Origin of the sequence: Cobetia sp. SIMBA_158, assembly GCF_046566945.1 — a bacterium.
Taxonomy (GTDB): domain Bacteria; phylum Pseudomonadota; class Gammaproteobacteria; order Pseudomonadales; family Halomonadaceae; genus Cobetia; species Cobetia amphilecti.
The window spans coordinates 245,137-262,161 of the sequence record NZ_JAWJYL010000003.1; the positions used below are offsets into that span (position 1 = coordinate 245,137).

19 protein-coding genes are annotated in these 17,025 nt (G+C 62.3%); 9 read left to right on the forward strand and 10 right to left on the reverse strand.

The genetic code is table 11. The annotated features are described in order from the left end of the window. Positions 1-48: 48 nt before the first annotated feature. The 6 genes from smrA to R2R70_RS07030 form a co-directional block, all read right to left on the reverse strand. Positions 49-690 carry a DNA endonuclease SmrA gene (gene smrA / locus R2R70_RS07005; protein WP_347421393.1) on the reverse strand — a complete coding sequence of 214 codons (642 nt, stop codon included), beginning with the start codon at positions 688-690 and terminating at the stop codon, positions 49-51. 155 nt (positions 691-845) lie between these two features. Next, on the reverse strand, positions 846-1,922 hold the full coding sequence (locus tag R2R70_RS07010) for an extracellular solute-binding protein (RefSeq protein ID WP_410977673.1): 1,077 nt from the start codon (positions 1,920-1,922) through the stop codon (positions 846-848). A 1-nt stretch (position 1,923) separates the two neighbouring features. Next, on the reverse strand, positions 1,924-2,706 hold the full coding sequence (potC, locus tag R2R70_RS07015; RefSeq protein ID WP_043333579.1) for a spermidine/putrescine ABC transporter permease PotC: 783 nt from the start codon (positions 2,704-2,706) through the stop codon (positions 1,924-1,926). Beyond that, entirely contained in the window at positions 2,703-3,584 is an 882-nt protein-coding gene (potB, locus tag R2R70_RS07020; RefSeq protein ID WP_043333577.1) for a spermidine/putrescine ABC transporter permease PotB, read from the reverse strand. Before potB ends, potC begins: the two co-directional genes overlap by 4 nt. Next, complete coding sequence (gene potA, locus R2R70_RS07025) at positions 3,581-4,714, reverse strand: spermidine/putrescine ABC transporter ATP-binding protein PotA (protein WP_107334825.1); 1,134 nt, start codon at positions 4,712-4,714, stop codon at positions 3,581-3,583. Before potA ends, potB begins: the two co-directional genes overlap by 4 nt. Before the next feature lie 535 nt (positions 4,715-5,249). Continuing rightward, positions 5,250-6,533, reverse strand: a complete 1,284-nt coding sequence (locus R2R70_RS07030; RefSeq protein ID WP_410977674.1) for a YihY family inner membrane protein — start codon at positions 6,531-6,533, stop codon at positions 5,250-5,252. 105 nt (positions 6,534-6,638) lie between these two features. Here R2R70_RS07030 and R2R70_RS07035 point away from each other — a divergent pair, with 105 nt between their 5' ends. The 4 genes from R2R70_RS07035 to R2R70_RS07050 all read left to right on the forward strand — a co-directional run bounded on the left by R2R70_RS07035 (position 6,639) and on the right by R2R70_RS07050 (position 8,875). Next, positions 6,639-6,998, forward strand: coding sequence for an arsenate reductase family protein (locus R2R70_RS07035; RefSeq protein ID WP_410977675.1), 360 nt, complete (start codon positions 6,639-6,641; stop codon positions 6,996-6,998). 76 nt (positions 6,999-7,074) lie between these two features. After that, on the forward strand, positions 7,075-7,707 hold the full coding sequence (gene wrbA / locus R2R70_RS07040; RefSeq protein WP_410977676.1) for an NAD(P)H:quinone oxidoreductase: 633 nt from the start codon (positions 7,075-7,077) through the stop codon (positions 7,705-7,707). Beyond that, positions 7,708-8,115 (forward strand): DUF2069 domain-containing protein, encoded by a 408-nt coding sequence (locus tag R2R70_RS07045; protein ID WP_410977677.1) that lies wholly within the window; start codon positions 7,708-7,710, stop codon positions 8,113-8,115. 271 nt (positions 8,116-8,386) lie between these two features. Continuing rightward, the gene (locus R2R70_RS07050) at positions 8,387-8,875 is read left to right on the forward strand and encodes a c-type cytochrome (RefSeq protein ID WP_410977678.1); all 489 of its coding nucleotides are present in this window, start codon (positions 8,387-8,389) and stop codon (positions 8,873-8,875) included. A gap of 136 nt (positions 8,876-9,011) precedes the next feature. Here the strand turns inward: R2R70_RS07050 and R2R70_RS07055 are convergent, their stop codons facing one another. Next, positions 9,012-9,770, reverse strand: coding sequence for a cytochrome b/b6 domain-containing protein (locus R2R70_RS07055; protein ID WP_410977679.1), 759 nt, complete (start codon positions 9,768-9,770; stop codon positions 9,012-9,014). Between the two features lie 339 nt (positions 9,771-10,109). Between R2R70_RS07055 and R2R70_RS07060 the strand changes: the two genes are divergently transcribed. The 5 genes from R2R70_RS07060 to R2R70_RS07080 all read left to right on the forward strand — a co-directional run bounded on the left by R2R70_RS07060 (position 10,110) and on the right by R2R70_RS07080 (position 13,673). Next, the gene (locus R2R70_RS07060) at positions 10,110-11,000 is read left to right on the forward strand and encodes an AzlC family ABC transporter permease (protein ID WP_107334832.1); all 891 of its coding nucleotides are present in this window, start codon (positions 10,110-10,112) and stop codon (positions 10,998-11,000) included. Then, positions 10,997-11,371, forward strand: a complete 375-nt coding sequence (locus tag R2R70_RS07065; protein WP_410977680.1) for a branched-chain amino acid transporter permease — start codon at positions 10,997-10,999, stop codon at positions 11,369-11,371. Before R2R70_RS07060 ends, R2R70_RS07065 begins: the two co-directional genes overlap by 4 nt. A gap of 70 nt (positions 11,372-11,441) precedes the next feature. Continuing rightward, positions 11,442-12,092 carry a pyridoxamine 5'-phosphate oxidase gene (gene pdxH / locus R2R70_RS07070; RefSeq protein WP_410977681.1) on the forward strand — a complete coding sequence of 217 codons (651 nt, stop codon included), beginning with the start codon at positions 11,442-11,444 and terminating at the stop codon, positions 12,090-12,092. A 313-nt stretch (positions 12,093-12,405) separates the two neighbouring features. After that, the gene (locus R2R70_RS07075; RefSeq protein ID WP_410977682.1) at positions 12,406-12,933 is read left to right on the forward strand and encodes a hypothetical protein; all 528 of its coding nucleotides are present in this window, start codon (positions 12,406-12,408) and stop codon (positions 12,931-12,933) included. 68 nt (positions 12,934-13,001) lie between these two features. Continuing rightward, on the forward strand, positions 13,002-13,673 hold the full coding sequence (locus R2R70_RS07080; RefSeq protein WP_107334835.1) for an RluA family pseudouridine synthase: 672 nt from the start codon (positions 13,002-13,004) through the stop codon (positions 13,671-13,673). A 141-nt stretch (positions 13,674-13,814) separates the two neighbouring features. Here the strand turns inward: R2R70_RS07080 and R2R70_RS07085 are convergent, their stop codons facing one another. From R2R70_RS07085 to R2R70_RS07095, 3 genes are all read right to left on the reverse strand, one after another. Continuing rightward, positions 13,815-14,735, reverse strand: a complete 921-nt coding sequence (locus R2R70_RS07085) for a glycine betaine ABC transporter substrate-binding protein (protein WP_410977683.1) — start codon at positions 14,733-14,735, stop codon at positions 13,815-13,817. Positions 14,736-14,927: 192 nt separating this feature from the next. Continuing rightward, entirely contained in the window at positions 14,928-15,785 is an 858-nt protein-coding gene (locus R2R70_RS07090) for an ABC transporter permease (RefSeq protein ID WP_043333557.1), read from the reverse strand. After that, complete coding sequence (locus R2R70_RS07095) at positions 15,782-16,990, reverse strand: glycine betaine/L-proline ABC transporter ATP-binding protein (RefSeq protein WP_043333554.1); 1,209 nt, start codon at positions 16,988-16,990, stop codon at positions 15,782-15,784. The genes R2R70_RS07090 and R2R70_RS07095 overlap by 4 nt, the downstream gene beginning before the upstream one ends. Positions 16,991-17,025 lie beyond the last annotated feature (35 nt).

Consider the following 17,025-nt stretch of genomic DNA (forward strand, 5'->3'; position numbering starts at 1 on the left):
CTGCTGGTTGCGGATTTGCCTGCTTGCGGGATTTGCTGCTCGTGGCGATCAGCCGCGCCGCTTCTGGTGCCGTTCGCGATTGTTGTCACGCGCCGCGCGGGATTTGCGCAACATCACCAACGTCGCCCCCAATCCACCATGGCGCGGCGTGGCACTGCTCCAGGCCTGCACCTCGGGCATCTGCTCCAGCCAGTGCACCAGGTAGGCACGAATCAAGGCCGCATGCGATTCGCTGTCACGCCCCTTGCCATGAATCACCAGCAGGCAACGCAACTCGCTGCGCCAGGCGTCCTGGATGAAGCGATGCACCTCACGGCGACACTCGATGAGCGGACGACGCATCAGATTGAGCTGCGCCTCGGGTGGGTAACCGCCCTGTCGCAAGCGCTCCAGCACACCGGTCTGGATGCCATCGCGGCGAAACTCGACCGGGTCATGCGGCGAGAGATGCTCCACGTAGCTGTCGGACAGCCCGTCCAGCTCATTGCCCAGGGTCTTCTGCGCGTCTTCACGCCGTGCCAGCTGAGCCTCGCTGGGGCCCTTGCGGGCCGTGGTGACATCGGCGCGGTCCTTGCCGCGCGTCAGGGGAGCAACGCCTTGCATCTCACGACTGAACAGATCATCCGCCTCGGCACTGCTCAACTCACGGGCATGCGCCGCCGACATCATTGCAGGGGAAAAACGTGACATGGCACCCTCCAGTCTTCACCAGGACGTGTCAATTACGTGGAGCGCGCAGCCAAGGTCGACAAACGACGACGCCCCGAGACAGAGCATGCCTCGGGGCGTCGGTTCAGCTCAAGTCGCTGACGTGATTTCTTGCGTCATCACGCCTCAAGGGCAGGTCAATGCCCGGTCTTGAGCTGCTCCCAGTACTTCTGATAGATCGACAGCGCATCGCCGACATCGGTCTGGAATTCGCCGCGGGCGAGATCCTGCTGAGTCGGGAAGACCACCGGGTTGTCACGCACTTCCGGGTCCATCATGTTCTTGGCCGCCAGGCTCGGCGTGGTGTAACCCACGTATTCGCTGATTTCCTTGCTGACTTCCGGGCTGATCAGGTAATCGATGAACTGATAGGCCGCATCGACGTGACGCGCGTTGGACGGAATCGCCATGGTGTCCATCCACAGGATGATGCCTTCCTTGGGATAGACATACTCGACCGGCACGCCTTCCTGGTTGGCCTGATAGACCTCACCGTTCCAGATCAGGCCGGCATCGACCTCACCCTGCATGAAGGGCACGCGCGCCGCATCGGAGTTGAAGGCACGCACGTTAGGCATCAGCTGGGTCAGCTTCTCGTAGGCCGCCTTGATCTCGTCCGGGTCCGTGGTGTTGCCACTGAAGCCGAGGCTTGCCAGTGCGACATGGAAGACTTCGCGCATGTCGTTGGAGAGCAGCAGCTTGTCACGATACTTGTCATTCCACAGATCGTTCCAGCTGGTCAGTGCGCCCTCTTCGACATAGTCCGGGTTGTAACCGATACCGGCGCTGCCCCACATGTAAGGCACGCTGTACTGGTTGCCCTTGTCGAAGTCACGATCGACCAGGTTGGGGTCGAGATCCTCGAAATGGTCGAGCTTGCTGACATCCAGCTTCTGCAGCAGACCTTCACGCGCCATCTTGTCGATGTAATAGGTCGACGGGAAGACGAGGTCGTAGCTGTTGTCGCTGTCCAGCAGCTTGAGCTTGGCGTACATCGCTTCGTTGGAATCGAAGGTGGAGTAGACGACATCGATGCCGGTCTGCTCTTCGAAGCGCTCGATGACCTCATCGGGCATGTACTCGGTCCAGTTGTAGACGTAGAGGACCTTGTCGCTGTCATCCGCGGCCAGAACGGGAGCGGATATGGCCACGGAAGCCAGGCTGACGGCAGCCATCAGGCCAGCGGCGCGCAGCGGGAAACGGGTACCTTGCATGTTATTTTTTCTCCTTGAGCAACAACTGTGAAATCAACAGCAGACAGAGCGACAGCCCCAACAGCAGGGTTGCCAATGCATTCACTTCAGGTTTGAGCCCCAGTCGCACCATCGAGTAGATGCGCAGCGGCAGCACCTCGAAGGTCGGCCCGGTAACGAAGGTCGAGATCACCACATCATCCAGCGACAGGGTGAAGCTCAGCAGCCAGCCGGAGGCGATCGCCGGCATCAGCGCCGGTACCAGCACGTGCCAGACGGCGCGGGCTTCACTGGCACCAAGATCACGCGCCGCTTCCAGCAACTGCGGGTTGATGCCCGTCAGGCGGGAATAGACGGTGATCACCACGAACGGCAGACAGAAGGTGGCGTGCGAGACCAGCAGCGAGAAATAGCCCAGCTGGATACCCAACGCAATGAACAGCGCCAGGAAGGCGATCGCCATCACGATGTCCGGCATCATCATCACCGTGAACAGCATGCCATTGAGCAGCGGCTTGCCGCGGAAGCGATAGCGATAAAGCGCGGTGGCCGTCAGCGTGCCGATCAGGGTCGCCAGCGTCGCCGCCGTCACCCCGAGCCACAGCGTATTGAGCGCAGCCTCCATCAGATTGCCATTGCCCAGCAGCTTGTCGTACCAGCGCAGGCTGAAGCCGCCCCACACGAAGGGGTTGCGTGAGTCATTGAACGAGATGCCGATCAACACCAGGATCGGCACATACAACAGCGTGAAGATCAGCGTCAGATAACAGCGGCTGAACCAACGCAGCGCGGCGCTCGCCTTCATAGGGTCACCTCACGCTTGAAGAGCTTGACGCTGCGGTAATAGGCCAGCAGCAGGAACGCCATCACCAGCGTCAGCATCACGCTGATCGCCGCGCCGAAGGTCCAGTTGTTGGCCTCCAGGAACTGGCCCTTGATGATGTTGCCGATCAGCGGATGGCGCGAACCGCCCAGCAGGTCCGAGACATAGAACATGCCCATCGCCGGCAGGAACACCAGCAGCACGCCCGCGATGATGCCCGGCATGGTCAGCGGCAGCACGATATGGCGGAAGGTGGCCAGGCCATTGGCGCCAAGGTCGCGGGCCGCCTCCAGCGTCGGGCGGCTCAGCTGCTCGAAGACGGCATACAGCGGCAGGATCATGAACGGCAGCAGCATGTAGACCAGCCCCACGATCACCGCCTCCTCGGTATACAGCAGCCGCAGCGGCGCATCGATCAGGCCGAGATTCATCAGCACGTCGTTGAGCAGCCCGCGCGTCGCGATCAGCGTGCGCAGGGCATAGATGCGGATCAGCGAGTTGGTCCAGAACGGAATGATCACCAACAGCAGCAGCAAGGGCTGCAGGCGCGGGCTGGCCCGCGAGATCATCCACGCGAAGGGATAGCCGAGCAGCAGACAGATCAGCGTCGTGATCAGGCCGATCCACAGCGAATGGCCGAAGACGCTCAGGTACACCGGACTGATCATCTGGCCATAGTTGGTCAGAAAGCCCTGCCACAGCGTGCTCAGCGACAGCTCACCGCCCAGCAGCTGGCCGGTGTTTTCCGGCATCAGACTGACCAGCACCACCAGCAGCGTCGGGGCCAGCACCAGCACGATCAGCCAGCCCCAGATGATGGTCAGGGTGGCGGTCTTGAAGGGATTGCGCACCAGACTCATGCACCCGCCCCCGTCACGGCCGGCTCATCATCGGGCAGGATGATCTCCCAGTCCGGCACCCAGCTGACGCGCACGCGCTCGCCGAGGCGGTAATCGAAGTCAGGGTCATCCTCGTCGAAGAACTCGCTGGCCAACAACTGCTGACCGCTGTCCAGCTCCAGCACCGTGTCCAGGGTCATACCCTTGTAGTTGCGCTCGATGACACGCGCCGGGAAGCCTTCGCTGTCCTCGGCGCCCTTGAGTCGCATGTCTTCCGGGCGCAGCAGCACCTGCACCGCCTCTCCGCCCTGATAGGTGCGACCATGGCTGCTGAGTTCCAGCGTCTGACCGAGCAGCGTTATCTCGATGCGCCCGGCCGTCGCCGCAGGGCGCACGACCTGCGCCGCCAGCTGGTTGATCTCACCGACGAAGCGCGCCACGAACAGCGTGCTCGGCGATTCATAGACCTCACGCGGCGTACCGATCTGCTCGATGCCGCCTTCGCGCATCACCACCACGCGATCGGACATCGACAGCGCCTCTTCCTGATCGTGGGTGACGAACACGAAGGTGATGCCCAGGCGACGCTGCAGGCGCTTGAGCTCGTTCTGCATCTGCTTGCGCAGCTTGTAATCCAGCGCCGACAGCGGCTCATCGAGCAGCAGGACACGGGGACGCTTGACCACGGCGCGGGCAATCGCGACGCGCTGCTGCTGCCCGCCGGAGAGCTGGTCCGGGCGGCGGTCCGACAGATGGGCCAGTTGCACCATCTCCAGCGCTTCGCGCACCCGCTCATGAATCTCGGCCTTGGCGACCTTTTCCATGCGCAGCCCGAAGGCCACGTTGTCATAGAGGTTCATGTGCGGAAACAACGCATAGCTCTGGAAGACGGTATTGACCGGGCGCTGGTGAGCGGGACGCTCATGCAAGGCCGTCGACTCGAGCGTGATGGTGCCGCTATCCGGCGATTCGAAGCCGGCGATCATTCTCAGCACGGTGGTCTTGCCGCAACCGGACGGGCCCAGCAGCGTGACGAACTCACCATCGTTCAAATCCAGGTCAAGGCTGTCCAACACCTTGCGATCACCAAAGGTCTTGGAAATGCCACGCAGCTTGACCAGCGGGGCCTTCTCAGGAGCAGAGCTTTTCATCGGCGGGTTGTCACCTCCAGCGGGCGCCGCGAACGGCACCCTCATGCATGTCAGGCGCGCCAGGGACTGGCACGCCACATCGTCAATTCCATCGTGCCTGGCCACCGGACTGCCAGCTCTCGCCTCGCCGCTCGCTTTGGCGCTGGCGCACAGGTCGCGCAAAGGTCACATCAGACAGCGGGAAGGCGCCGTCGCCAGTCTGGCATGCCAACCTTTCACTTGCGTGTCTGTCCGGCGAGCCGCCGCCAGCTGACCTGCCTTACTCATGCCTCGCCCTTACCTCGCTCATCCCTCAGTCAGGCTCTTCAGCGGGCAGGCCGAATTGCGGCAAGACAGGCGAGCGGTTCCGGGTCATGTGCGCGAGACAAAGGAAAAGGCCCGAACAGGTGTCGGGCCTTTTCATTGGCGTCATCGCTTTCGATATCGGGGCATCGGCATCCGCCTCAACCCCCGTCGGGGTGAGCAGACGGCACAGGGTGCGCATTCTGCCCATTCGGCATCAGACTGTCACCTTGCAATCGCGTTCCAGTGCCGCTCAGGAAGTCGCAAGTCGCGGATCTTGCGGGTCTTTTTCCTCCTGAGTCATGGCCTCATCACCCACCTCACCGACACTGGGCAGCACCTCGACCAGACCGCAGGTCATGCGCTCCTTCTCGGCGGCACGCGCACGCGCCAGCGCCTCACACAGGGGTTCCAGACGCGGATGCGGCGCTTCGCCCGCCTCGCCGGCCGGCAATTCCCATGGCAAGGCGTGCGCCATCTCCCACAGCGAGTATTGACTGAGATCACGCCCGAGCACCCATTGGCCATCCTGGGTCTGGCTGGCGATGTTCTCGGCGATCAGCGGCTTAAGCACACGACGATAACGACTGCCCAGCACTTCCGTGAGGCGATCATCGGACAGCGGCTCACCGCGCTCATGGGCATCCTTGAGCAGCATCACGGCGCCGAGGGTCTGCCAGAACGGCGGCCAGCGATGCCAGTCAGCATTGGAGCGCTCGCCCATCCAGGCCGCGACTTCCGCCCCCAGCAGCACGATGCACCAGGATAGGAACACCCACAGCAGGAAGAGCGGCACGGCCGCGAAGGCACCGTAGATGGCCTGATAGGACGGGAAATGCGTCACGTACAGCGAGAAGCCCGCCTTGGCCAGCTCCAGCGCCAGCGCCGTAGTCAGCGCGCCGACCGCGGCGTCACGCAGGCGTACCTTGCAGTTGGGCACCGCGGCATAGATGAAGGTGAAGGCCGCAGCGCTCAACAGCGGCGGCAACAGACGCAGCAACAGGGCCTTGCCGCCCAGCATCTCGGCGGCCGAGTCGAAGAAGGACAGCGAGGTCAGAAAGGACGACAGCAAAAAGCCCGAGCCCAGCATCAGCGGCCCCAGCGTCAGGACGGCCCAGTACATCAGGAAGCTCGACAGTCCCTTGCGCCCTTCCGGCACCTGCCAGATGGCATTGAAGGCGCCTTCGATGGTGATCATCATCATCACCGAGGTCACGAACAGGAAGATCAGACCCACCGAGGTCAGATTGCGCGCCTGACCGGAGAACTCGTTGAGATACTCGAGCACCGTGGCGCCGGTCGAGGGCAGAAACTGGGAAAACACCGTCGTCTGCAGTTGATCGCCCACGCCGTCGAAACTCGGAATGACGGCGAACATCGCATAGATGACCGTCATCAAAGGCACGATGGCGAACAGCGTCGTATAGGTCAGTGCCGACGCGGTCTTCTTGCCGTCGTGATAGTTGAAACGTGATACCAGCTTGAGGATGACGCCGATGGCGGGCACGACCCGCGAGATCCCTGGCAGTTGTGGCATTCTTGTGCGCCCCTCTACAATGCGTGCCTGATTCATTCGCCACCGCCGGCCATGGCCAGTAGCGCTTGCGTGAAACCCATCACCTGTCCGGAAACGGAGACAGTCATGTCAATATTGAAACTCTACCATAACCCACGCTGCTCCAAGTCACGGGAAACACTGGCGCTTTTGACCGCGCGGCTCGAGGGCGATGCCTTCGAGACCGTCCGCTACCTGGAAGATCCGCTCGATCGTGAGCAGCTCGAGGCCCTGGCCGCCCGAGTGGAAGGCGGCGCGCGGGCTCTGACCCGTGAGAACGAAGCCGAGTGGAAGGCACTGGGCCTTGTAGACCCCAGCGATGCGCAACGCCTTGACGCGATTGCCGCAACGCCGAAATTGATGCAGCGGCCGATTCTCGATGACGGCACCCGTGCCGTCATCGGTCGCCCGCCCGAAAATGTGCTGGTGCTGTTGAGCGACGCCTGATCCCCTGATGACAGAGTGTGCTCACGCAAGCCCCGCTTGCCCCTTTTGATAGATTGTCATCCACCTGAGGAAGCTCATGTCCGCAACGACCTCCGACGCGACGCCGTACGTCCTCGTCCTCTATTACTCGCGCCATGGTGCGACCCGCACGCTGGCCGAGCAGATCGCCGCCGGCATCGAGTCCATCAGCGGTGTCGAGGCACGCCTGCGCCGGGTGCCCGAGATCTCGGCCACCTGCGAGCAGACCGAGCCGGAAATCCCCGACAGCGGGGCCATGTATGTCGAGCTGGACGACCTGCGTCACTGTTCGGGCCTCGCGCTGGGCAGCCCGACCCGCTTCGGCAACATGGCGGCGCCGCTCAAGTACTTCCTGGACTCCACCAGCGAGCTGTGGATGAACGGCGCCTTGATCGACAAGCCTGCCACCGCCTTCAGCGCCTCAAGCTCTCTGCATGGCGGTCAGGAAACCACGCTGATCACCATGCTGATCCCGCTGCTGCATCATGGCATGGTGTATGCCGGTGTGCCCTACAGCGCCACCGAGTTGCTCGAGACCACCCAGGGCGGCACGCCCTACGGCACGACCCACGTCAGCGGCAAGCGTGGCGACAACGATGTCGATGATAACGAACAGCGCCTGGCACTGGCGCAAGGCAAGCGTATCGCTCGCCTGGCACTGGCCATGCAACCTCTCAGGGAGACGAAATAGATGCGCGCCTGGCTTGAACGACTGGAACGTGAGCAGGGCCTCGATACGCTCGAAGCCAAGAGCCGTCGCGGTGTGATCGCAAGTTTTGCGGCCGTCGCCCTGCTGCTGTTGATCGGCGGCATTCAGCTGATGGCACAGAGCGAGAACAGCGGCCTGCTGCCGCTGTTGATCCGCCTGCTACCCATCGCACTGTTTCTGCCCGCCATCTTCACCCGCCGGGCACGTGGTCATGTCTGGCTGGCGTTCGTCAGCCTGCTCTACATCATGCAGGGCGTGATGCTGGCCGGTGTGCCTGGCCACGCCGTCATCGGCGTACTGGAAGCACTGGCGGCGCTGGGGCTGTTCATTTCCAGCATGGCTTACGCCCGTTTCCGCTCGCGCAACCTCAAGCGTCACCCGCAGGCCTGATCAAGCCTTGGCCTCTCCATTGCCCGCCCTTCTCGTCGTGCCTTGTTCGGCTAGAATAGCCGACTAAAATAGGCGACTAGAATAGCCGTAAAATAGCCGACTAGAATGGCGGGTATCGGTTTGCGCCTTCCCACGGCGGCTTGCCGCTTTCCCCGCCGCTACCCACTGCTTTTCCCAGCGTGTCTCCTCAACCATCGCGAGCCGCCCATGCTGTATCGGCTTTGCGAGTTGACCACAGCGAGGCTTTGCCATGATCGGCCTGACAACACACTTGTCTTTTCCGCGCCCTGCGGGCGTATCGCGCAACACCCTGACCACTGGCGTGCTGGCGGCTGGCGTGGTGCTTGCCAGCCTGTTGGCGTCGCCAGCGGCACTGGCTGACAAGACGGAAGATGCCATCCAGTATCGCCAGGCAGTCTTCCAGACGCTGGCATGGCAGTTCAGTCCGATGGGCGCGATGGTCAAGGGCAAGCAGGATTATGATGCCGAGGAGTTTCGCACTCGCGCCGAGCGACTGGCGCTGTTGGCGCAGATGCCATGGGAGGGCTTCATCGCCGGCTCCTACGACGGTGATACCGACGCGCTGAGCAAGATAGAGAGCGACCGTACAGGCTTCGACAAGCGTGCAGAGGCGCTGATGACCCAGAGCCGGGCATTGGCCGACGCCGCCGCCAGTCAGGACCTTGACGCCCTGCGCAGCCAGTTCGTCGAGACAGCCAAGACCTGCAAGGGCTGTCATCAGCAGTATCGCGCTGACTGAGATAGCCAAAGCTCCGTCAAGACGCAAAAGCGCCGCCATGAGATTGCTCGTGGCGGCGCTTTTGCGTCTTGGCATACTTGAGGGCGAAAGTGAGAGTAAAAGTCATAGCGAAAGCATGAGTGAAAGCAAGCAGAGCTTACGGCAACTGCGCCCCCTGCCAGATGACCAGAACGGCAATGCCGATCGCCAACCCCAGCGCGAGCCACTTAGGTGTCCGTGAAGGTGATACTGGCTCGCCCTCATCCACTACCGATTCATCGCGCCTGAAATGCTTGCGGCCATGCACCATCGCCCAGATCAACCACTCACCGCGCAGGCCGTGCCAGACGATGGCCATCAGATGCAGGGCGATCAGCCCCCACAGCAGCGTGATATTGGTGTGATGCACCCAGGCCAGCCCCTCGGCGACACTCGCTGGGACCCGATCATGCAGGGGGCCTTCGAACAGCAGATCATCGGTGAGAAACAGCCCGCTCGACCCCTGAATCGCCAGCACCAGCATCATGGCCAGCGTCATCCAGCCACCCAGGGGGTTATGGCCTGCATGACGTGGCGCGCGCCCCGCCAGAAAGTCACCGGCGTAGCGCCAGGTCATGCGCGGTGACGCCACGAAGCGGCTGAAGCGAGCATGCCCGCTGCCCACCAGCCCCCAGATGACGCGAAACACCACCAGCCCGATCACGCAATATCCCAGCCGTGCGTGCCAGACCATCGGAAAATCGAGCCCTGCGCCCACCTCGGCGGTGTACCACATGCCGATGATCGCCAGAATCAACAGCAGGTGAAACAGCCGGATGGCCAGCCCCCAGATCACGACACTGCGCAGCGGCGAAGACACGCCCTGATCAAGAAGCACCGTCTCAGACGAGGACTTGCGGGATCGGTTCGAACTCATCCTGATGACTCCCTCAGCGAATGGACCTTTGATGGCACGACACGTGGCAAGGCAGCGATAGGCAGCCAATACGTGGCTACAGGCCAGTATAGGTGGACTCGGTCTGGCGACTCACGGTAAATCAATCCATCGCAGCGCCATGAAACATGTGAAATATCAGCAATGGTGCGCTGATTCAGCGCTTTCCACTGCCAGCTGCCACCTTGGCAGCATCGCCTGACGCTTGATGACATTATATGCTGCGTAGATTGTCTGCGGCTTGCCGGGACTCGGCCTCTTGAAGGCCCCCTGCATGTGTCGCCCATCTTCACCCCGCCTGCGCAGAACGGAACTCTCGCCATGTCATCGCCTTCCACGGCCAGTACCTCGCACGCCTCCCGGGGCTACACCGCCGGTGCGGGCTCGCCCCCCCGGCATCCCGTCAGCGGTCGTCACCTATGGCAACAGGCACTCAACCAGACCCTGCCAGTGATGTTCGGCTATATCCCGCTGGGCGCTGCCTTCGGCGTGCTGTTCACCCAGCTGCCGTTGAGCCCCTGGCTGGGCCTTCTCATGTCACTGGTCATCCTGGCCGGGGCCGGCCAGTTTCTGGCGGTGGCATTGCTCGGTGCGGGCGCCGGCATCACCGAGGTCTTCGTGGCCACGCTGCTGCTCAATTCGCGTCACCTCTTCTACGGCCTGTCGCTGCTGGAGCGCTTCCGCGCGGCGGGCCTTGGCAAGCTCTACCTCATCTTCGGGCTGACCGATGAAACCTACTCACTGCTGGCCAGCCTGCCGCGCAGCGGCGAGCGCGATGATCCTGTGGCGCGCCGTGATGACCAACGCCTGATGTTGCGCATCACCTTCCTCAACCAATCCTGGTGGGTACTGGGGACGCTGCTGGGTCTGGCAGCCGGACAGCTCAGCTTTGACAGCAGCGGCATCGAGTTTGCGTTGACGGCGCTGTTCGTGGTGCTGGGCATCGAACAGTGGTTCGCCCTGCGCGAGCGCTGGCCCTTCATGCTCGGCCTGCTGGTCACGCTCGCGGGCCTGTGGCTGCTGCCGGAAGACCAGCTGTTGCTGGGCAGCATCGCGGCAGCCTGCGCTCTCCTGCTCGGGCAATATCATTACCAGCGTGGCAAACAACAGCCACACGTCACGCCTGCCTCGCGTGACGATCATCACCATCAAGGCAAGTCTGGCGCGTGCCAGACTGAGCACAATCAAGCCTCGGAGCACACCACCCCATGACGACCCTGCAGGCCTTGCTGTTGATCGCCGTGTCAGCCGTTGCGACCTTCGCCACGCGCGCGCTGCCCTTCGTGTTTCTGTCCCGCCATTCGGCCCATCCGCTGATTCTGCATATGGGCCGCTATCTGCCGGCCATCGTCATGGTCGTGCTGATCATCGTCTCGCTGTCGGCCATGCAACTGCCTGACATGTCAGAGTCCGCGCACCGCATCTCGGCCTGGCAAAGCTGGCTTGAGAGCGCCGAGGGCGCCGGCATGCTGGTCGCGGCCTTCTGCGTGGCGGGACTGCATCTGTGGCGACGCAATGCGCTGCTCTCGATTGCCGTCGGGACCGGGCTTTACATGGCGTGGCTGCAGCTGGGCGGTGTCTGAGGCTTGCGATCCAGCACGTGAGCGGTCACAGTCATGTCATTACATGAGCAATTCATCAAGGGAGCCCACCATGAACCGCGATATCGCCGATGTGCGCAGAACCTATTCCGGTGATGGCCTGAGCCTTGCGCACACACCGCTGGAGCCCTTCGAGCTGTTTCAGGAGTGGTTGACCAGCGCCCTGTCCGCCGATGACAACGACGCCAATGTCATGACGCTCTCCACCGTCGACAGCCAGGGCAAGCCGCATGCGCGCATCGTGCTGCTCAAGGGCTGCGACAGTGAAGGCTTCATCTTCTATACCAACTATCAGAGCCACAAGGGCAGCGAACTGGCCAATGTGCCCTTCGCCGCGCTGACCTTCTGGTGGCCCGCGCTGGAGCGCCAGGTGCGCATCGAAGGCAGCGTCGAGAAGGTCGCGGATGCCACCTCCGATCAGTACTTCGCCTCACGCCCCAAGGAAAGCCAGCTGGGCGCCTGGGTCTCGCAACAGAGTGTCGAGATTCCCGATCGCGAATGGCTCAGCGAGCGCCAGGGTCGCTTCGAGCAGGTCTATGCCACCACCGAAGTGCCGCGTCCGGAGCATTGGGGCGGCTATCGCGTGGTGCCGGAAATGATCGAATTCTGGCAGGGGCAGCCCTCTCGCCTGCACGATCGCGTACGCTACCAGCGCCTGGACACCGAAGACGGCGAATGGCACAAGCAACTGCTGGCGCCCTGACCCGTTAGCCAGGCTGCACCGATAGCCAGTCTGCGCCAACACAGCGCTCTTCTCGAGGCTCCGCTCATGCGGGGCCTCTTGCGTTGCCGTTCGGGTTACCGGCCGGGGGCCGTCCGGGTTGCCGTTTGTGTTATCGCTTGCGCTATCCATTGAGACCCCACGGTGCAGTTTCACGCGGTCAGCGGCTTGCTCTCGCCGGGCACAAGCCGGACAATGGCCGCCCTTTCGGCCTCTCGAACGCCAGTCAGCCTGCGCCCTTCATAGCGCATCCGACATGGCCTGCGATGCCAGACACGCTCAGATTGGAGGCTTCATGGCCTGGGATGACAGCGGCACCCCCAAGGTGGCACGTCAGACACTGGTAGACCGTCTGCTGGCCGGTTATACGCCGTCCGACAGTCATGGCATCTCGCTGGTCGATCACGCCGTGGTCGGCAATGTGCTGTATACCGTGCTGGAACACCCTCACGGCCATACCTTCATTCGCCAGCACCTGATGCAGGCCCCCAAAAATGGTGACCCCAGCCGCTGGGAATACCATATCCGTGACGAGGGCACGCCAGACATTCCGCTGCAATGCCCGGAAGAGCTGCTTGAACAGTCGACGGCGCCCGGCGAGATTGCCGCCCAGTGGCGCGCCGACACCCGCGCGGCGCGTGATGCTGCCGCAGCACGCAAGCGCAAGATCAAGAAGCTCAAGAAGGGTGAGCTGCTGACCGCCCTGGATGGCAGCCGGGTGATCTTCGTACGCGCATTCACCGCCAGCCTCTTCATCGGTCGTGCGCCAGAGGATGGTGAGGACGACGAGTACGAGTATCACTGGCAGGATATCTTGCTCTAGACCACGCCAGCGCTTGCGCCCACTTGCCGTTTCGCCCCGCCCCCCCTTTACGTCACTGACGAGCCTTTATGCAGCCACAAGCCGACCCGTTCATCGTTCCCGTCTGCCACGAAACCTACGCGGTGCTGTACGCCGACGATGACATCCTGCTGATCCACAAGCCCAGTGGCCTGCTCAGCCTTTCCGGCAAGCATCCGCTCAATCTGGATTCGCTGCATCATCGCCTGGTCAAGGAATACCCCAGCGCCAAGTTGCTGCATCGGCTGGATTTCGGTACCTCCGGCATCATGCTGGTCGCGCTCAACAAGCCGGCCAACGGCAACCTGACCCGCCAGTTTCAGGACCGCAACATCGGCAAGTCCTACACCGCGATCCTGCATGGCCATCTGGAGGAGGACAGCGGGCGCATCTCGCTGCCCATCGCCAAGGACGTCGACCAGTTCCCGCTGCAGAAGATCTGCCACGAGACCGGCAAGACCGCCATCAGTGATTTCCGCGTCATCGAACGCCTGGAGAATCCGGCGCGCACGCGAGTGGAGTTCACGCCGGTGTCAGGTCGCACGCATCAGTTGCGCATCCATAGCCAGCAGATCGGCCACCCGATCCTGGGCTGCGACCTCTATGCGACGGATGAGGCCTTCTTCATGGCCGAGCGCCTGATGCTGCATGCCGAGATGATCAGCTTCGATCACCCGGTGAGCGGTGAGCGCATGGAAATGCGCAGTCCCTGTCCTTTCTGAGCCCGCCCGTTCTGATCGAGTCAGGCTGAGCCCGCCCGGTGTGGGTGACGCGTCATTTGCAGGCATACAACGAAACGCCCCCACAGGAGACCCTGCGGGGGCGTTTCGTCATTCATGACTCAGCGAGTCATGCGTCAGGCATCACTCAGCCGCGGCCGGCAGCCATTGCTTGACGATATCCTGATGGCTTTCCACCCACGCCTTGGCGGTTTCGTAGGGGTCGGCGTCATCTTCCTGGTTGTTGAGCATCACTTCGCCCATGTGAGCCGGCGTCCAGGCGAAGTTGTCGAGAATCGCGTAGACCTCCGGCATGTCTTCCTCGAGTCCCTTGCGCGCCAGGGTGTGAATCTCCTCGGCACCGCCGTAGACGCCCTTCGGGTCATCCAGGTACTTGAGGTCCCAGCGGGCGAACATCCAATGCGGTGTCCAGCCGGTAACGACGATCTCACGCTCACCCTTGATCGCATTGCTCAGCGCGGCGGTCATGGTCGCGCCGCTGCCGGTGGTCAGATCGATGTCCTCGAGATCATAGTCCTCCAGCACCTGCTCGGTCAGACGCGTCAGTCCTGCGCCCGGCTCGATGCCGACGATGCGCTCATCGATATCCTCGGCGTGGATCTTGATGTCGTCGATGGTCTCGAGCTTGCTGTAGGAAGGCACGACCAGCCCGAGCTTGGTGCCTTCGAGGTTGACGCCCAGGTCATCGACCTTGTCGGCGATCTTGGCCATGTAGTCTTCGTGGGTGGTGGGGAGCCACGCACCGACCATGCCATCGGCATCGCCGAAGGCGACTGCCTGGAACATCGCCGCCGCAGACAGCGCCTTGAGTTCGACGTTGTAGCCTTGTGATTCGAGCACCGCCTTGACCACATTGGTGGAGGCGACTTCAGAGGACCATTCGACGTAGGCCAGCGTCACATCGCCCTTGTCACCAGCGGCATACACGGCGCTTGCCCCGGCCAGTGAGGAGGACATGACAGCGCCGAGCAGCAATGCCTTGGTGGCGGCATTCATCTTCGCGGTGACGTTCAAGGTAGTGCGGGAGGCATCTTGCTTGTTCATCATTTTCCCCTTTATTCGAATTTACTCATTGTTTATCGAAGCACGTCTGTCGAAAAACGCGTGTCGACGGCCAATGGCGCGTCGTCATCTCGACAGTCAAACGTTGAGTCGGGTATGGAAGTGCTCGAGGCGGCCTCCGCATGGGCCAGGCAATACAGTCAGGCAATACACGGAGGCCGCCGGTGAATCCCCTCATGAGCGGGGCTTCTTTTCCTTGCTGAAGGTCTGGGTCAGGCGGTCGAGCAGCATGGCCAGGATGACCACCGCGATGCCCGCTTCGAAACCATCTCCCGGACGCAGGCGCTGGATGGCTTTCCAGACCTCATTCCCCAGGCCATCGGCGCCGATCATGGCCGCGATCACCACCATCGAGAGTGCCAGCATGATGGTCTGGTTGATGCCGGCCATCACGGTGGGCAGTGACAGTGGCAGCTGCAGCTTGAAGAGCTTCTGGCTGCGGGTGGCACCGAAGGCATCGGCCGCTTCGATCAGGTCATTGGGCACCTGACGGATGCCCAGCGTGGTGAAGCGAATCGCCGGCGGCATCGAGAAGATCACGGTGGCGAAGATGGCGGAGACCGAGCCGATGCCGAAGAAGGGAATCGCCGGAATCAGGTAGACGAAGGCCGGCATGGTCTGCATGAAATCCAGCACCGGCATGATGACCTTGTAGAAGCGGTCCGAGAGTGCCGCCAGTATCCCCAGCGGTACCGCGATGACCACGGCGACCAGGGTGGCGATCACCACCAGGGTCAGCGATTCGATCATCGGGTCCCACAGATCCAGGTTCCAGATCAGTCCCAGCCCCAGTACGGAACCGATGGCAAGGCGCGTGCCGGCCAGCCGCCAGCACAGCAGCGTCACCAGGGCGATCAGCGCCCACTCGGGCAGCCACATCAGCGCATCGTTCAGGACGTCGATGCCGGTCTCGGTGAACTTGGAGATACCGCGCGTGATGCTGGAGTAGTTGGTCGTCAGGTAATCAAGCCCCGTCTCGATCCAGTCACCCAGCTCTATCTTCGGGATGGTAAAACCGGTTGCGTCGCTCATGCGTGTGCCTCCCCTGCTTCCGCCAGTTCTGCGAGTACGGACCCTTTGATCACCACGCCCAACAGGCGGGATTGCTCATCGACCACCGCCAGCGGATGGTGATGACCGGCAAACATCGCGAACAGGTTGTGCAGCGGTTCTTCCGGCGAGACCTGACAGCAATCGGAGTGGATGATGCTCGAGAGATCGGTGAGATTCTCGCGCACGGCACGTTCGGTATCCTCGGCGGTGATGATCCCGAGCACGGTGCGATCGCGACGTACCACGAACAGGCTGTCGAGGCCGTTGTCGCCCATCTTGCGCAGCGCCGTGCGCGGGCCATCATCATCACGTGCGGTGGCCCGCACATCGGTCATCGCCGAGCGGGCAGTGAGGATGCGTGACATGTCGACGCCTTCGACGAAGCGCGCCACATAATCATTGGCCGGGGAAGTGAGGATGCTTTCGGGGGAGCCGATCTGCACGATCTCGCCATCCTTGAGCAGGATGATGCGGTCGCCGATGGAGAGGGCTTCATCAAGGTCGTGGGTGATGAAGATGGTGGTCTTCTTCATCTTGTGCTGCAGCGCCAGCAATTCCTGCTGCATGTCCTTGCGGATCAGGGGATCAAGCGCCGAGAAGGCCTCATCCATCAACAGCACCGTGGAGTCGTTGGCCAGCGCTCGTGCCAGGCCGACACGTTGTTGCATGCCGCCGGAGAGCTGGCTGGGGTAGGCATCTTCCCAGCCATCAAGGCCGACCTGCTTGAGCGCATCGCGACCGCGCTGATAACAGACTTCCTTCTCCTCGCCGCGCACCTCAAGCCCGAACTCGGCATTCTGCTGCACGGTGCGATGTGGGAAGAGCGCAAAATTCTGGAACACCATCGAGAAATGCTTGCGACGACAGCGCAGCAGCGACTTGTCATCCAGCTTGGCGACATCATCGCCGTCGATGAGGATCTCGCCCTCCGTCGGCTCGATCAACCGGTTCAGGCAGCGGATCAGGGTCGATTTCCCGGAGCCGGACAGCCCCATGATGACCAGCAACTCGCCTTCCATCACATCAAAGTCCACGTTGGAAAGCCCCAACGTCTGGCCAGTCTTCTCGAGAATCTCGGGGCGTTTCATGCCCTCATCACGCAATTTGAGCGCCTTGTCAGGCTGGTTGCCGAACACCTTGCTCAGATTGCGCACTCGAATCTTCACGTCGCGAGTGTCAGTCATTGGCTTTCCTGTCGTCAGCGGGCAGGAAATATCCA

Excerpts from the sequence above, each read along its gene's own strand:
- R2R70_RS07010 (WP_410977673.1), bottom strand. The coding sequence starts at position 1,922 with ATGCAAGGTACCCGTTTCCCGCTGCGCGCCGCTGGCCTGATGGCTGCC.
- R2R70_RS07045 (WP_410977677.1), top strand. The coding sequence starts at position 7,708 with ATGCGCGCCTGGCTTGAACGACTGGAACGTGAGCAGGGCCTCGATACG.
- potA (WP_107334825.1), bottom strand. The coding sequence starts at position 4,714 with ATGAAAAGCTCTGCTCCTGAGAAGGCCCCGCTGGTCAAGCTGCGTGGC.
- smrA (WP_347421393.1), bottom strand. The coding sequence starts at position 690 with ATGTCACGTTTTTCCCCTGCAATGATGTCGGCGGCGCATGCCCGTGAG.
- potB (WP_043333577.1), bottom strand. The coding sequence starts at position 3,584 with ATGAGTCTGGTGCGCAATCCCTTCAAGACCGCCACCCTGACCATCATC.
- R2R70_RS07085 (WP_410977683.1), bottom strand. The coding sequence starts at position 14,735 with ATGAACAAGCAAGATGCCTCCCGCACTACCTTGAACGTCACCGCGAAG.
- R2R70_RS07055 (WP_410977679.1), bottom strand. The coding sequence starts at position 9,770 with ATGAGTTCGAACCGATCCCGCAAGTCCTCGTCTGAGACGGTGCTTCTT.
- R2R70_RS07075 (WP_410977682.1), top strand. The coding sequence starts at position 12,406 with ATGGCCTGGGATGACAGCGGCACCCCCAAGGTGGCACGTCAGACACTG.
- potC (WP_043333579.1), bottom strand. The coding sequence starts at position 2,706 with ATGAAGGCGAGCGCCGCGCTGCGTTGGTTCAGCCGCTGTTATCTGACG.
- R2R70_RS07060 (WP_107334832.1), top strand. The coding sequence starts at position 10,110 with ATGTCATCGCCTTCCACGGCCAGTACCTCGCACGCCTCCCGGGGCTAC.
- R2R70_RS07080 (WP_107334835.1), top strand. The coding sequence starts at position 13,002 with ATGCAGCCACAAGCCGACCCGTTCATCGTTCCCGTCTGCCACGAAACC.
- wrbA (WP_410977676.1), top strand. The coding sequence starts at position 7,075 with ATGTCCGCAACGACCTCCGACGCGACGCCGTACGTCCTCGTCCTCTAT.
- pdxH (WP_410977681.1), top strand. The coding sequence starts at position 11,442 with ATGAACCGCGATATCGCCGATGTGCGCAGAACCTATTCCGGTGATGGC.
- R2R70_RS07035 (WP_410977675.1), top strand. The coding sequence starts at position 6,639 with ATGTCAATATTGAAACTCTACCATAACCCACGCTGCTCCAAGTCACGG.
- R2R70_RS07090 (WP_043333557.1), bottom strand. The coding sequence starts at position 15,785 with ATGAGCGACGCAACCGGTTTTACCATCCCGAAGATAGAGCTGGGTGAC.
- R2R70_RS07095 (WP_043333554.1), bottom strand. The coding sequence starts at position 16,990 with ATGACTGACACTCGCGACGTGAAGATTCGAGTGCGCAATCTGAGCAAG.
- R2R70_RS07030 (WP_410977674.1), bottom strand. The coding sequence starts at position 6,533 with ATGCCACAACTGCCAGGGATCTCGCGGGTCGTGCCCGCCATCGGCGTC.
- R2R70_RS07065 (WP_410977680.1), top strand. The coding sequence starts at position 10,997 with ATGACGACCCTGCAGGCCTTGCTGTTGATCGCCGTGTCAGCCGTTGCG.